At 36.0% G+C, this 13,580-nt stretch carries 14 protein-coding genes and 1 pseudogene; 13 read left to right on the top strand and 2 right to left on the bottom strand.

The features are described from left to right. Positions 1 to 126 precede the first annotated feature (126 nt). The 10 genes from AC1Q8L_RS17395 (at position 127) to lepB (ending at position 9,514) form a co-directional block, all read left to right on the top strand. Positions 127 to 879: an IclR family transcriptional regulator gene (locus AC1Q8L_RS17395; RefSeq protein WP_086387012.1), complete on the top strand. Its 753-nt coding sequence runs from the start codon at positions 127 to 129 to the stop codon at positions 877 to 879. Positions 880 to 893: 14 nt separating this feature from the next. Next, a complete protein-coding gene (gene pxpB, locus AC1Q8L_RS17390) occupies positions 894 to 1,607 on the top strand; it encodes a 5-oxoprolinase subunit PxpB (RefSeq protein WP_000672264.1) in 714 nt (237 codons plus the stop codon). Then, positions 1,598 to 2,587: a 5-oxoprolinase subunit C family protein gene (locus AC1Q8L_RS17385; protein WP_000382242.1), complete on the top strand. Its 990-nt coding sequence runs from the start codon at positions 1,598 to 1,600 to the stop codon at positions 2,585 to 2,587. The genes pxpB and AC1Q8L_RS17385 overlap by 10 nt, the downstream gene beginning before the upstream one ends. 18 nt (positions 2,588 to 2,605) lie before the next feature. Continuing rightward, entirely contained in the window at positions 2,606 to 3,367 is a 762-nt protein-coding gene (gene pxpA, locus AC1Q8L_RS17380; protein ID WP_086387010.1) for a 5-oxoprolinase subunit PxpA, read from the top strand. A 21-nt stretch (positions 3,368 to 3,388) separates the two neighbouring features. Then, the gene (locus AC1Q8L_RS17375) at positions 3,389 to 4,084 is read left to right on the top strand and encodes a DUF969 domain-containing protein (RefSeq protein ID WP_000593392.1); all 696 of its coding nucleotides are present in this window, start codon (positions 3,389 to 3,391) and stop codon (positions 4,082 to 4,084) included. Position 4,085: 1 nt separating this feature from the next. Beyond that, positions 4,086 to 5,048 carry a DUF979 domain-containing protein gene (locus AC1Q8L_RS17370; RefSeq protein WP_492339473.1) on the top strand — a complete coding sequence of 321 codons (963 nt, stop codon included), beginning with the start codon at positions 4,086 to 4,088 and terminating at the stop codon, positions 5,046 to 5,048. Positions 5,049 to 5,064: 16 nt separating this feature from the next. Further along, entirely contained in the window at positions 5,065 to 5,712 is a 648-nt protein-coding gene (gene pcp / locus AC1Q8L_RS17365) for a pyroglutamyl-peptidase I (protein WP_000859712.1), read from the top strand. Positions 5,713 to 5,787: 75 nt separating this feature from the next. Then, positions 5,788 to 6,516, top strand: a complete 729-nt coding sequence (locus tag AC1Q8L_RS17360) for an NAD-dependent protein deacylase (RefSeq protein WP_001183802.1) — start codon at positions 5,788 to 5,790, stop codon at positions 6,514 to 6,516. Positions 6,517 to 6,757: 241 nt separating this feature from the next. Further along, positions 6,758 to 8,911, top strand: a complete 2,154-nt coding sequence (locus AC1Q8L_RS17355) for a peptidoglycan D,D-transpeptidase FtsI family protein (RefSeq protein ID WP_001249223.1) — start codon at positions 6,758 to 6,760, stop codon at positions 8,909 to 8,911. An 81-nt stretch (positions 8,912 to 8,992) separates the two neighbouring features. After that, a complete protein-coding gene (lepB, locus tag AC1Q8L_RS17350) occupies positions 8,993 to 9,514 on the top strand; it encodes a signal peptidase I (protein WP_002094069.1) in 522 nt (173 codons plus the stop codon). 34 nt (positions 9,515 to 9,548) lie between these two features. On the opposite strand, the gene AC1Q8L_RS17345 is transcribed toward lepB, so the two are convergent. Next, complete coding sequence (locus AC1Q8L_RS17345) at positions 9,549 to 10,172, bottom strand: cephalosporin hydroxylase family protein (protein WP_276565500.1); 624 nt, start codon at positions 10,170 to 10,172, stop codon at positions 9,549 to 9,551. Positions 10,173 to 10,330: 158 nt separating this feature from the next. Here AC1Q8L_RS17345 and AC1Q8L_RS17340 point away from each other — a divergent pair, with 158 nt between their 5' ends. Continuing rightward, complete coding sequence (locus tag AC1Q8L_RS17340) at positions 10,331 to 10,855, top strand: NUDIX hydrolase (protein WP_025117837.1); 525 nt, start codon at positions 10,331 to 10,333, stop codon at positions 10,853 to 10,855. A gap of 182 nt (positions 10,856 to 11,037) precedes the next feature. Here the strand turns inward: AC1Q8L_RS17340 and AC1Q8L_RS17335 are convergent, their stop codons facing one another. Further along, a complete protein-coding gene (locus AC1Q8L_RS17335) occupies positions 11,038 to 11,799 on the bottom strand; it encodes a class I SAM-dependent methyltransferase (RefSeq protein WP_000817586.1) in 762 nt (253 codons plus the stop codon). Between the two features lie 163 nt (positions 11,800 to 11,962). On the opposite strand from AC1Q8L_RS17335, the pseudogene AC1Q8L_RS17330 reads away from it, so the two are divergent. Then, a pseudogene (locus tag AC1Q8L_RS17330) lies at positions 11,963 to 12,336 on the top strand (sensor histidine kinase); the annotation flags it as partial. Positions 12,337 to 12,566: 230 nt separating this feature from the next. Then, the gene (locus AC1Q8L_RS17325) at positions 12,567 to 13,475 is read left to right on the top strand and encodes an acyl-ACP desaturase (RefSeq protein ID WP_000957093.1); all 909 of its coding nucleotides are present in this window, start codon (positions 12,567 to 12,569) and stop codon (positions 13,473 to 13,475) included. Positions 13,476 to 13,580 lie beyond the last annotated feature (105 nt).

Below are 13,580 nucleotides of genomic sequence, written 5' to 3'. Positions count from 1 at the left end.
TCCATACTTTTTTATTTGCTTAAAATCTATTGATTGAATTGAAAGAATATTTTATAATTTTAAATTATATGTTTGTTTCGAAAAATGGAATTTAAGTTCCGTAATTTGGAACGAAAGGGAGATAGAATGAGTATAAATAAAACGGCAGTTAAGACAATGGATATTTTAGAGTTGTTTTATGAGCATGAAGAGCTAAGTTTAACTGAGATGGTTCAGCTTACAAATATGCCGAAAACATCTGTTTATCGTTTAATTGGCTCGTTAGAAGAGATGGAGTTTTTACAAAAAAACGAAAAGGGGAAATATCGTTTAGGGGTCGTATTTTTACGGTTCGGTCAACTTGTTTCACAACGATTATCAGTAAGGAATATAGCAATTCCTTATATGAAAGAACTTAGAGATAGTTTAGGACAGGCAGTTAATTTAATAATTCAAGATGGTAATGACGCAATTTATGTTGAAAAGATGGAAGGTGTTCAGCCAGTACGCGTGTATACGGCGGTTGGAAGAAGAGCACCGCTTTATGCTGGTGCATGTCCAAGAATTTTACTATCGTATTTTTCTGAGGAAGAGAAACGGAGATACATAGAGGAAGTGAATTTAAAACAGTTTGCAGATGGAACAATTGTGGATAAGGAACAATTGCTAGAAGTGTTGCAAATGGCAAAAAAGGAAGGCTACACAATTAGTTATTCTGAGTTAGAAAATCATACAGCCGCAATAGCAGCGCCCATTTTCGCAAGTGATGGAACGGTTGTAGCAGGTATGAGTATTTCGGGATTAGCAATTGAGTACAGCGAAAGTAACATTTCATATTTTATCGCTCAGGTGAAAGAAACAGCACATCGCATTTCGAAAGAACTCGGCTTTTTGGCATAGAAAGAGGGAGTAGGATGAAATTTTCTGCGTTAGGGGATCAAGCAATTATTGTTACATTTGGTGAAGAAATTAAGATGGATATATATGAGAAAGTACAGCGGTTATTTCAAGCACTGCAGCAACATCCGTTTGCAGGAATGATTGAGTGCGTTCCGTCGTTTACTTCATTAGCTGTTTACTACAATGTATACGAAGTATGGAAGAGAAATGAGAGAAGTGAAAGGCCATATGATTACGTTCGCCAGTATATAAAGGAGCTGTGTGATTCTTATAAAGAAGAAGTAAAACAGGATGTGAAACATATTTCTATACCAGTGTGCTACGGGGGAGAATATGGACCTGATTTAGAAGAGGTTGCACATTATAAAGATTTACAAGTAGAAGATGTGATTCGAATACATAGTGAAACTACATATTTTGTATATATGTTAGGTTTTACACCAGGGTTCCCGTATTTAGGAGGACTATCAAAAGAATTAGAAACACCTAGAAAAGAAACACCACGGTTACAAATCTCTCCTGGTTCAGTAGGTATTGGCGGAAATCAAACAGGTATATATCCGCTTGAAACACCAGGAGGATGGAATATTATCGGCCGAACTCCTATTTCATTATTTAATCCGGAAGAAGAAATACCAACATATATTCAAAGTGGTATGTATTTACGATTTATCCCAATAACGAAGGAAGAGTACGTATCACTTGAGGGGGCTAAAGAATGGATGTAGAAGTTTTGCATGCGGGAATGTTTACAACAGTCCAAGATTTAGGGCGATCTCATTATCAACAATACGGTGTACCAGTTGGCGGGACTATGGATCAAAGTGCACTTCGGATGATCAATATGTTAGTTGGTAATGAGGAGAATGAAGCGGGACTCGAAATGACGATTATGGGACCTAAATTGTTAATAAAGAAAACGACTTTACTTGCGATTGGCGGAGCAGATATGGAACCGTTATTGAATGGAGAACGTATCCCGTTATGGCGTCCCATTTTAGCGGAAGAAGGTAGTATGCTTTGTTTTGGAAAAGTGAAAAGTGGTTGCAGAGCGTATGTAACTTTTGCGGGTGGTATACATATTGAGCGTACAATGGGAAGCAAAAGTACGTACATACGTGCTGCGATTGGTGGTATAGAAGGAAGAATGTTGGAAAAGGGTAACTACTTCCAAATTGGTGCACAACCAGAAATGGCGAGTCGTTTCATTCAAGATTTACAAAAAGATGCGAGAATAAAAACGAAATGGGCAATTAGCAACAGAGTACTACCAAAGTATAAGAAACATCCAAAGCTTCGTGTCATAACTGACTTTGAATATGATCAATTTACAGAAGAAAGTAGAAAGGCATTTTTTACGAAAGAATATAAGGTATCTAATTATGCTGACCGTATGGGCTATAGGGTTGAGGGAGAAGTTTTAAATAGGAATGAAGAAAAAGAGATTTTATCGAGTCCTGTTACATTTGGAACCATTCAAGTTCCTAATGGTGGACAGCCGATTATATTAATGGCAGATAGGCAAACGACAGGTGGCTATCCGAGAATGGGAAATATCATTTCAGTAGATTTACCTCTTCTTGCCCAGCTAAAGCCGGGGGACTATGTTTCTTTTGAGAAAATTACGCTTGAAGAAGCGGAACAATTGTACATAGAACAAGAAGTAAATATGAATCTATTAAAGAAATTCATCGCTTTACGAAGCTGAAATTAGGAGGAATACATTATGACTACAATCGATTTAAACTGTGATTTAGGAGAAAGTTTTGGCGCTTATAAAATGGGGAATGATGATGAGATTCTTCCGTTCGTTTCCTCTATAAACGTTGCTTGCGGTTTTCATGCGGGTGATCCGTCTATTATGCGTCAAACTGTTGAAAAAGCTTTGGAGCATAACGTAGCAATAGGGGCGCATCCTGGATTTCTTGATTTAATTGGATTTGGTAGGAGAAACATGAATGTTTCAGCAAGTGAAGTATACGATTATGTTTTATATCAAACAGGCGCATTAGACGCATTTGTGAAAGCGGCAGGCGGGAAAATGCAGCATGTAAAGCCGCACGGTGCCTTATATAATATGGCGGCGTCTAATCCGGAAATTGCAGATGCAATTGCAAAGGCAATTTATCATATAAATCCAAGTCTATTACTTTATGGATTAGCAAATAGCGAGGCGTTTATACAGGCTGCAGAAAAATACAAAGTAACTCTCGTACAAGAGGCTTTTGCGGATCGTACATATAAGCAAGATGGTACATTAACGAGCCGTACAGAAGAAAATGCGCTTATAAAAGATGAAGACGAAGCGATAAAGCAAGTACTTCAAATGGTGAAAGAAGGCCATGTATATGCGGTCAATGGAGAGAAAGTAGCAGTTCAGGCGCAAACGATTTGTTTACACGGTGATGGGGAAAAAGCAGTGCAATTTGCAGAAAGAATATACAGAACATTCAAACTTAATGGTGTTTCTATTTGTGCACCGAAATAAAAAATAGGGGGAAGTGCTGGGATGATTAAATTAATCGGAATACTACTTGTTGCAGTGGGCTTTTTATTTAGATTAAATACACTTTTAGTAGTTATGGTTGCAGGTATTGTTACTGGTATGGTTTCAGGGTTAAGTTTTTATGATGTGATCAGCATGTTCGGTAAATTTTTCATAGAAAATAGATATATGTCTATGCCAATTATATTAACTTTACCAGTAATCGGAATTTTAGAGCGTTACGGTTTAAAAGAAAGAGCAGAAGCACTTATAACGAAATCAAAAGGAGCAACAACTGGAAGAGTATTAATGTCATATTTTACGATAAGAGAATCGTCAGCAGCACTAGGGCTTAATATTGGTGGGCATGCGCAAACAGTAAGGCCGCTCGTTGCACCGATGGCAGAAGGGGCCGCGCAAGGTAAATACGGTAAACTTCCTGAAAAATTAAGAGAAAAGATTAAAGCAAACGCAGCAGCTGCTGAAAATACAGCTTGGTTTTTCGGAGAAGATATTTTCATCGCAACTGGAGCTATTTTATTAATGAAAGGATTCTTCGATTCAGTAGGTATGCATGTCGGAGTATGGGATATGGCACTTTGGGGCATTCCGACAGCAATATCTGCACTTATTGTAAGCTGGATTAGATTTAGAAGGTTTGATAAATATATAGAGAAAACAATGAAGGCAGAAGGAAAAGAAGAGAAGGAGGCAATCTAATATGAACATCATAACAATGGATACAATCTATTATGTATTAGGGATAATCGTTGCTTTTATCGCTGTTCGTATCGCATTCGATCGTGAACATCCAAACAGATTCGGTTCTAGTTTATTTTGGGCATTGTTTGCAGTTACATTTTTATTCGGAAATGTAATTCCTTCGTTTTACGTTGGCTGTATAGTGCTCGCTATGGTCGTTTTAGCTTCAATGAATAAAGTAACAAAATCAGAGGAGAAAGAAGTACCTGTGCAAGAACGTGTGAAACATGCTGAGAAATTAAAAAATAAAATTTTTATGCCTGCACTTTTAATTCCTATTTTTACAATTATCGGTACGTTGACGTTAGGGAAAATCAAATGGGGAAATGTCTCTCTTGTTGATCCAGATAAAGTAACGTTAGTTGCATTATCGCTTGGTGCATTACTTGCATTTGTTGCGGCGATGCGTATTACAAAATCAAAAATAACAACGCCTGTACAAGAAGGAAGCAGACTATTACAAGCTGTCGGCTGGGCTGTAATTTTACCACAAATGTTAGCAGCACTTGGCGGTATATTCGCGAAGTCTGGCGTTGGGCAAGTTGTTTCAGATTTAGTCGGACAAGTGCTGCCGACAGAGTATCCGTTCGTTGCTGTTATGGCATACTGTTTAGGCATGATGCTATTTACAGTCGTAATGGGAAATGCATTCGCAGCGTTTGCTGTTATTACTGGCGGAATTGGCTTACCTTTAATTGTTCAAATGCACGGAGGAAACCCGGCAATTATGGCAGCACTCGGTATGTTTGCTGGATATTGCGGAACGCTACTTACTCCAATGGCAGCAAACTTTAATATCGTACCTGCGATGCTTTTAGAGCTAAAGGATAAAAATGCGGTTATTAAAGCGCAAGTACCAATTGCTCTTTCAATTTTTATCATAAATATGTTTATTATGTACGGCCTTGTATATCGTTTCTAATTAGGAGGATAAAACTATGAAAACAGTATTATTAACAGGGTTTGATCCGTTTGGCGGAGAAAATATCAATCCAGCTTGGGAAGTAGCAAAAGGTTTGCATGAAAAAACAATTGGAGAATACAAGATAATAAGCAAACAAGTCCCAACAGTATTTCATAAATCAATAAGCGTATTAAAAGAGTATATAGAAGAACTAGCGCCGAAAATTATTATATGCATTGGACAAGCTGGGGGCAGAACAGATATTACGATAGAACGTGTCGCAATTAATATTGATGATGCAAGAATTGCTGATAATGAAGGGAATCAGCCGGTAGATGTACCGGTTGTAGAAGAAGGAGCGATTGCGTATTGGTCCACACTCCCGATGAAAGCAATTGTAAAAAAAATTCGCGAAGAAGGCATACCGTCATCTATTTCACAAACGGCAGGTACATTCGTTTGTAATCACTTATTCTATGGACTTATGCATGAACTAGAGAAACATGATAAGAAAATAAAAGGCGGATTCATTCACATTCCGTTCTTACCAGAACAAGCGAGTAATTATCCAGGGCAACCGAGTATGTCACTTTCTACTATTCGTAAGGGGATAGAATTGGCAATCGAAGTAACGACGACAGTTGAAGTAGATATTGTAGAGGTTGGGGGCGCAACGCATTAAGTAAAATGAATTGTACAACACCTCCTGTAAACAACTGGTATAATAAGAATAGGAAAATACATAGAGGTGATTTTTGTGCAGCAATTTGAAGAAGTACGTTCAATTTTAGAAAAAGCGAAGAAAATTACAGTATTAACAGGCGCTGGTGCAAGTACGGAAAGTGGTATTCCAGATTTTCGTTCAGCAAATGGATTGTATGCTGATGCGAATGTGGAGATGTACTTATCAAGAGGGTACTATAACCGAAGTCCGAAAGAATTTTGGAAGCATTATAAAGAAATCTTTCAAATTAATACGTTCCATCAATATAAACCAAATCGTGGCCATCGCTTTTTAGCTGAGCTAGAAGAACAAGGGAAAGATATTACGATTTTAACGCAAAATATTGACGGTTTACATCAATTAGGTGGCAGTAAGCATGTCATCGATTTACATGGAACACTTCAAACAGCACATTGTCCAAAATGTAAATCAGGCTATGATTTACAGCATATGATTAATCATGAAGTGCCGCGCTGTCAGAAGTGTAATTTCATTTTAAATCCAGACGTTGTTTTATACGGAGATACATTGCCGCAATATCAAAATGCAATCAAACGTTTATATGAAACAGATGTGCTTATCGTTATGGGAACGTCACTAAAAGTACAGCCTGTCGCTTCATTCCCGCAAATTGCAAAGAGGGAAGTAGGAGCAACAACTATTTTAGTAAATGAAGAGTTAACAGGACAGGAATATAACTTTGATTTTGTTTTTCAAAATAAGATTGGTGAGTTTGTTGAAGGGTTATCGTCGGTTAAATAAGTTATTATTTTTATGAAAAACTGAGGTGTATAGAGAACACCTCAGTTTTTTGTTTGAATAAAATTCATGTTATGACGTATGAAGGGGAATGGTAATAAATAGGTTATAAAATTAAAAAACTGAAAATTAAATCTTTTATTTCTTTAGTAATTAATATAAAATTCTATATATATCATATAAATAAATTTGATACATAATGATTTTGCGTAGAAATGTTAATAGAATGAAGCGAGGGAGCGAAATGAGACAGAAAAAGGAGCAGAAAAGACAATCGAAAAAGAAAAAGACTCATATTCCATTTCGGTTAAATGTACTATTTTTTATTGTCTTTCTTTTATTTTCAGCTATTATAATTCAATTAGGTAAAGTACAAATCATTGATGGAGAAACGTATAGAAATGAAGTAAACAAAAAGGAAGATGTAACGGTAAGTACTCCCGTTCCTAGAGGGAAAATGTTTGATCGACAAGGTCACGTTATTGTAAATAATAAACCATTACGAACCGTTACATATACGAAAATGAGAGGAGTGGACTCGAAAGAAGTTTTACAAGTAGCAAGAGATTTAGCTAAGCTAATTGAAATGTCGCAAGAGGACATGGATAAGTTAACAGAGACAGATAAAAAAGATTTTTGGATGCAGTTAAATGAAAAGCGGGCAGCAGCGAAAGTAACGAAAGAAGATGAGAGTAAATTTAGAAAGCAAGAAATAGAAGGAAAAGAGTTAGATAAAAAAGTAGAAGAACTGCGCCGGGAAAGAATTACACAAGAAGAATTAAATGAGCTTTCAAAGGAAGATATAGAAGTATTAGTAATTAAAAGCAAAATGAATGCGGGATATAAAATGACGCCGCAAATCGTTAAAAAAGACGTAAGTGAAAATGAATATGCTGTCGTTAGTGAAAGGTTGGCAAGTTTACCGGGAGTGGATACAACAGTAGATTGGGAACGTGAATACCCAAATGATAAAATACTGCGCTCTATACTAGGTAGCGTTTCTAATGAAAATGAAGGGTTGCCAAGAGAACAATTAGATTATTATTTAGTTCGTGATTATAATCGAAACGACCGTATTGGTAAAAGTTACATCGAAAAACAATACGAAGATGCACTACATGGAACGAAAGAACAGTCTAAAAATATTATGGATAAAGCAGGGAAGATTGTTCGAACAGAAAAAGTGACTGAAGGAAAAAGTGGAAATAACTTGATGTTAACAGTCGATATGGATTTACAGAAAAGAGTAGAGGGAAGCCTTGAAAAGAATTTACGAGCCTTTCATGCTGCAGAGCCGATGATGGATCGTGCGTTCGTAGTAATGATGAATCCGAAAAACGGTCAAATTTTATCAATGGCAGGAAAGAAAATTGTAAATAAAGATGGCGGTATGCAAATAGAAGATTATGCATTAGGAACGATGACAAGTTCTTATGAGTTAGGGTCAACTGTAAAAGGGGCTACTTTATTAACTGGATATCAAACAGAAGCGATTAAGCCGTATACACACTTCTTTGATGCGCCAATGTATTTTAAAGGAAGTTCTAAGCCGAAGAAATCGTGGAAAGAGTTTGGGGATATTGATGATTTAAGAGCTTTGCAAGTGTCATCGAACGTTTATATGTTTAATACAGCTTTAAAAATGGCAGGCATTAATTATGTTCCAAACAATCCATTAGATATTAAACAAGAAACATTTAATAAAATGCGCTACTATTTTAGACAATTTGGCCTAGGTGTGTCGACTGGTATTGACCTGCCAAATGAATCGATCGGTCAAATAGGTAGAACTGATAACATACCCGGATTTTTACTTGATTACGCGATTGGACAGTATGATACATATACGCCGCTTCAACTTGCGCAATATATTTCAACCATTGCAAATGGCGGTTACCGAATGAAACCACAAATTGTACAAGAAGTTAGAGAGCAACCGAATAGACCAGAGGATGCAGGAAAAGTCGTTCGGTCGATTGAACCAGTTGTATTAAATAGAGTGGATATGGAAACTTCGTACATTAATCATGTAAAAGAAGGATTTAGAAGAGTTTTTCAAGAAGCTGACGGAACCGGAACCGGAACATTTAAAGGTCTACCATATAAACCAGCGGGAAAAACAGGAACAGCTGAGACAGTATATGGTGGAGAAAGTGATATTGGAAGAGATGAGAACAACAACCGAAAAAAATGTTATAATTTAACTCTTGCCGGTTATGCACCATATGATGCGGATCCGGAAGTAGCTTTTTCAGTTGTTGTACCATGGGTGAATGATGATAAATCAGGAATTAATTCTGCGATTGGTAAAGAGATTTTGGATGCGTATTTTGAATTAAAAACAAATAGATCAAATACAAATCCAGTTCCAGTAGAACAACCGAACAAGGCACAGTAAAAATAGTATCACTGCATGGAAACATATTGTGCAGTGATATATTTTTTGAGTTAAAAAGCGCTTTATAAGGTGGGAATGGATATGAAAAAGGAGATTAAGAGAGGCTGGGGAAAGTACATACTATTTATATTGGTGATAGTCATAGGCTACCATTCTTTTACTTTATGTAAGGTGGAAGGGGAATCGATGCAGCCGACTTTATATGAAGAAGACTACGTATTTGTAAATAAAGCGGTAGTACGTCTTTCTAATTTACAACACGGAGAAATTGTCATTATAAAAGAAGAGGATGAATCGAAATATTATGTGAAACGTGTAATAGGGCTTCCTGGTGATGTAATTAACATAACGAACGGAAAGGTATATGTGAACGATAAAAAGCAAGAAGAACCATATACGAACAAAGATTTATTTAACAACACACAAGTGTTTTATAACTTTCAAAAGACAAAAATTCCGCCAAATAAGTTATTTGTAATGGGAGATAACCGCGAAGTAAGTAGAGATAGTCGCAATGGCTTAGGATATATTGAAGAAGATAACATAATTGGCAAGGTGGAATTTGTATATTATCCTTTTTCAAAAATGAAAATGATAGAATAAGTGGGGGATGAGCAAAACCCCACTTATTAAAGTTTCACTTTATTTTCTTTAAAAAACCTTTTGGATTAAATGATATGAAAAATTTATGTTTAGACTCGTCGATTATGAAGTTATTGTTTTTAGTTAAAAACTCTTCCACAGCTTCCATCGGGCCAGGACCCCAGTCGGGAAGAAGCGGATTTCCGTTAATGGAGGTATCTTCTACAATCATATAACTGCCAGTAGTGACGATAGATTTATATAGCAAGAGTTCTTTGGAAACATGCTCTTTACTATGATCAGAATCTAAAATAACTAAAATCACATCATCAGGTTTGCGCATACTTACTATTGTTTGGATGGCCTGCACAGAAACAGAAGATGCTGTTAAATACGTAATCCGATTATGTGATGGCCGATTTGGCTGCGGAGTTATATCGATAGTAAGTACGTGACCTTTTCCAATTAAATCTAACATAGAAGCTAAATACAGTGCACTACCACCGTGAAAAGTCCCGCATTCAATAATTAAATCGGGCTTTAATTCATAAATGATTTCTTGATACAAAAAGAGATCAGAGGGAAGTTTACAGATTGGAACTCCAAACCAATGTGTATCTTTTAACCACACAAGGCTGTCGTAATATTGTTTTAGAAATTCATTGCTTATAGTATCGATTTTAAATTCTCCTTTCTAAAAAGGATTCTTTCGTTTGACGTAAAGTGTTTACGCATGAAAGTTGTACTATATATTATGTAGTAAGGAATTGTAAGGCGAGTGTTTTTACTTGAAAATAAGCCAAATAACTCATGTGGAAAATGAAAGGAAATGATCGTATGTACAAATACACAATTTGCTTTATTAGAAAAAGCGATAAAATACTGCTATTAAATAGAAATAAAAAGCCGAATATGGGGATGTGGAATGGTGTTGGAGGAAAAATAGAAGAGAATGAAACGCCATACGAAGGAATAATTAGAGAAACGTTTGAGGAAACGGGCATAGAACTTTCAAGTGTAACGTATAAAGGGACTGTTGGTTTTAAAGGTAAAGGTGAGCCCCAGGCTAGTGAAGGAATGTATGTGTTCGTTGCTGATTTGCCAGATGGAATGCAAATGAATACACCATTACGTACGGCTGAAGGCTTATTAGAATGGAAAGAAATTGATTGGATATTAGATGGTGATAATAGAGGAGTAGTTAGCAATTTACCAAAATACTTACCGACAGTATTAACAGAAGAAAATAAGTTAAAACATATATTCACGTACGATAACCGGAATATTATTAATTACACAACTGCATGTTTGAAAGAAGATGATGCGAACAAGCGATATGAAAAACAACTTGTTTCTCAATAGAAGAGGAAAGTGAAAAATCACGTTTTTGCTCTCGTTATATATGCGAGGTGATTATAAGTTTCAGAAATACAATTCATTGGTCATAATTGTAATATGTATGATATAACTTTTCTTATGGTGAAAGAGTAGAGAACATACGTAAAAGGAACAAAAAAGGAGGTGGCTTTGCCACCTCTTTTCCGTTAGTCACGAATCGCCTTAATCATAAATCGATGTTGCTTCACATCAAAATATCCTTTTTGCAAGATAATCTCATGTATACGATATAACTCCTCATAATACCTTTCGACAGTGAAATCAGGAATTTGCCACGGAATTGCTTTTAAATAATAGACGATAGCGCCAATATCATAAAAGCGTTGGAAAGGGAATTCTTCTTTTGCTTCTAAGATAGTAAATCCGTTTTCCTGTAGTTCATTACATGCCGCTTCAAGCGACCAACTTGCAAATTCACTATTTAGTGGTGTGTCAAATTGGTCATTAAGTTCCGCGCAATCGAGACCGCCAACTTGTTGTGTAAGAAATGTTCCATTTGGAGAAAGGATTCTTTTTACTTCAGAAGCAGCATATGATTCATGTTGGTTTAGGATTAGATTAAACTGACCATCTTGAAATGGCAATGCAGTATCATCGTTCACCTCTACAACAGTAACCCCTAAAGGCTCTAATTTCTTTCGAGCAATTGGCACGTTTGGAGCGTAGCCCTCAGTAGCATAAATAGTTGACGGGAACGGTTGTAACATAGATAAAAACTCTCCGCCGCCAGTCCCCATATCGAGCATTGATTCTGCATGCTGCATAAGCTGGAAAGCTGTACTGCCATATGACCACGATAAAGGCTCGCTCTTCATTCGACCCGTTTCTGAAATAAAAGAAAAATCCCAACCGCTAAAATTTGTATTAGCACTTTCTAATAAAGTTAAAAATAATGGATCACGTTTCATAAATTTGTCCTCCTATTTTTTAATGGATAATATGATGAGAAAAGAAAAAGGGAGGACCTCTTATTAAAATGAAGCAGTTTTATGTTTCGTGTTCGAATAGATTCATATAAATTTGCTCCTTGTGAGAATGGTTATTTATATATTCGGGATAAATAAGTGGAAATCCTTTGATCAAGAGCTAGGGAATTTAGTAGATATGACTAAGGAAGTTCTAAATCGCTTGGAAAGCATGATAAGTGATAAAAATATATTAATTGGAATGCACCGAGAGAAATAATTGTTATTCACGAAAAATTATAGATGGAGGAAGCTTTGTTAAACCTGGTTTAGAATGCAATAGAACATTCTAAACCAGGTGGTAACATAATGATTCAGGTCAAAAATTCTCCAATCTATATCGAACTAATGATCCAAGATTTTGGAGAGGGAATTTTAGCTGAAGAATTACCACATGTTTTTGAACGATTCTATAAATCAAGTAGTTCTAAAAAGCTTGGCTCGAATGGAATTGGGTTGGCACTTGTCAAAGCTATTATTTAGGCTAACTAACATATTGTATGTTTCAGTATCTATTTTATAAAAAAGAAAATAGATGTAACGGTCCTCCTTTTAATAAAAAAACCCTATAAAAATATAGTGCTCTTAAAAAGTTTTGTTACAAATTTGTTTTGTTTGGCTTTAAAAAAGGAAAGTAATATTTATTTGTAGAAAATTTTTAAGGATAAAAATAGGATGAATATCCATGGTAAGAAAAAGGGGGCACTTAAATGTTAACAAATGATTTAGATTTTCGATTAGAACCACGTTTAAAAGAACTGTATGAACAACATAAAATAAGAGCGCAGAAGATAGACTGGGCTTATCATGAGTTTTTACCATGGGATAAGGGAATGGACTTTAAAAGAGTTCCATGGGATGAAAGTCAAGTTACTCTCCCTTCTGGTGTAATTACGGCTATTGAAACAGCTTTATTAACAGAAGTGAATTTACCATGGTTTACAACGTATTTATCTGCGACTTTTAAAGGTTCCCTTTCTGTTATTACAGACTTTATTCATACTTGGACCTCAGAAGAGGATCAACATTCGAATTTATTAGAGACATATTTACTACTCACTCGAAGTGTAAACCCTAAACGTATACATGAATTAAGAAAATCAGTCGTTGAGTGTGGATTTGAGCCTGATTTTCATACACCAATCGAAGCCATGACATATACGACGCTACAAGAACTTGCAACAATGGTGTTTTACAATAATGTAGCTAAAGTTGCAAGTAAGCATGATCCAGATCTTGCTACGTTATTACGCCGTCTTGCAAAAGATGAAACACTTCATTATGCGTTTTATCGAGACGTTATTCGAACACATTTAGAATTGGAACCAAATTATTGCTACCATATTGCCAATGTGATTAGGAATTTTAAAATGCCAGGTGCCGTCATGCCTGATTTTGAAAATAGAATGGCTGTGATTGCAAAAGAAGCAAACTATGGCCCACTACAATATTTTGATCAAGTACTTGATGTAGTGGTTGAGTATTGGGGGTTAAAAGATTTACGACCAATTGCCCCTCTAGCAGAAAAAGCAAGAATTGAGATTTTGGAGTATCATATAAGATTGAAAAAAATACGGGATCGATTTGGCCGTTTTCAAGGGGAAATTGATCTACGTTAATGGGTGGAGATTTCAGGATATACGCGTATGAATTCCCTTTTCTTTTATTGGAAATCTCGAACGCTCTTTGGTATTTTACGGCTGTTTTACTTGATTTAACTTTTG

It is taken from the genome of Bacillus sp. GW823-FHT06A11 (assembly GCF_058795355.1).
The sequence above is the reverse complement of the archived record's forward strand: the minus strand, read 5'-3'. Positions and strand labels throughout refer to the sequence as shown.

Excerpts from the sequence above, each read along its gene's own strand:
- AC1Q8L_RS17340 (WP_025117837.1), top strand. The coding sequence starts at position 10,331 with ATGTACAAATACACAATTTGCTTTATTAGAAAAAGCGATAAAATACTG.
- AC1Q8L_RS17395 (WP_086387012.1), top strand. The coding sequence starts at position 127 with ATGAGTATAAATAAAACGGCAGTTAAGACAATGGATATTTTAGAGTTG.
- AC1Q8L_RS17375 (WP_000593392.1), top strand. The coding sequence starts at position 3,389 with ATGATTAAATTAATCGGAATACTACTTGTTGCAGTGGGCTTTTTATTT.
- pxpA (WP_086387010.1), top strand. The coding sequence starts at position 2,606 with ATGACTACAATCGATTTAAACTGTGATTTAGGAGAAAGTTTTGGCGCT.
- AC1Q8L_RS17325 (WP_000957093.1), top strand. The coding sequence starts at position 12,567 with ATGTTAACAAATGATTTAGATTTTCGATTAGAACCACGTTTAAAAGAA.
- AC1Q8L_RS17335 (WP_000817586.1), bottom strand. The coding sequence starts at position 11,799 with ATGAAACGTGATCCATTATTTTTAACTTTATTAGAAAGTGCTAATACA.
- pxpB (WP_000672264.1), top strand. The coding sequence starts at position 894 with ATGAAATTTTCTGCGTTAGGGGATCAAGCAATTATTGTTACATTTGGT.
- AC1Q8L_RS17355 (WP_001249223.1), top strand. The coding sequence starts at position 6,758 with ATGAGACAGAAAAAGGAGCAGAAAAGACAATCGAAAAAGAAAAAGACT.
- lepB (WP_002094069.1), top strand. The coding sequence starts at position 8,993 with ATGAAAAAGGAGATTAAGAGAGGCTGGGGAAAGTACATACTATTTATA.
- AC1Q8L_RS17385 (WP_000382242.1), top strand. The coding sequence starts at position 1,598 with ATGGATGTAGAAGTTTTGCATGCGGGAATGTTTACAACAGTCCAAGAT.
- AC1Q8L_RS17370 (WP_492339473.1), top strand. The coding sequence starts at position 4,086 with ATGAACATCATAACAATGGATACAATCTATTATGTATTAGGGATAATC.
- pcp (WP_000859712.1), top strand. The coding sequence starts at position 5,065 with ATGAAAACAGTATTATTAACAGGGTTTGATCCGTTTGGCGGAGAAAAT.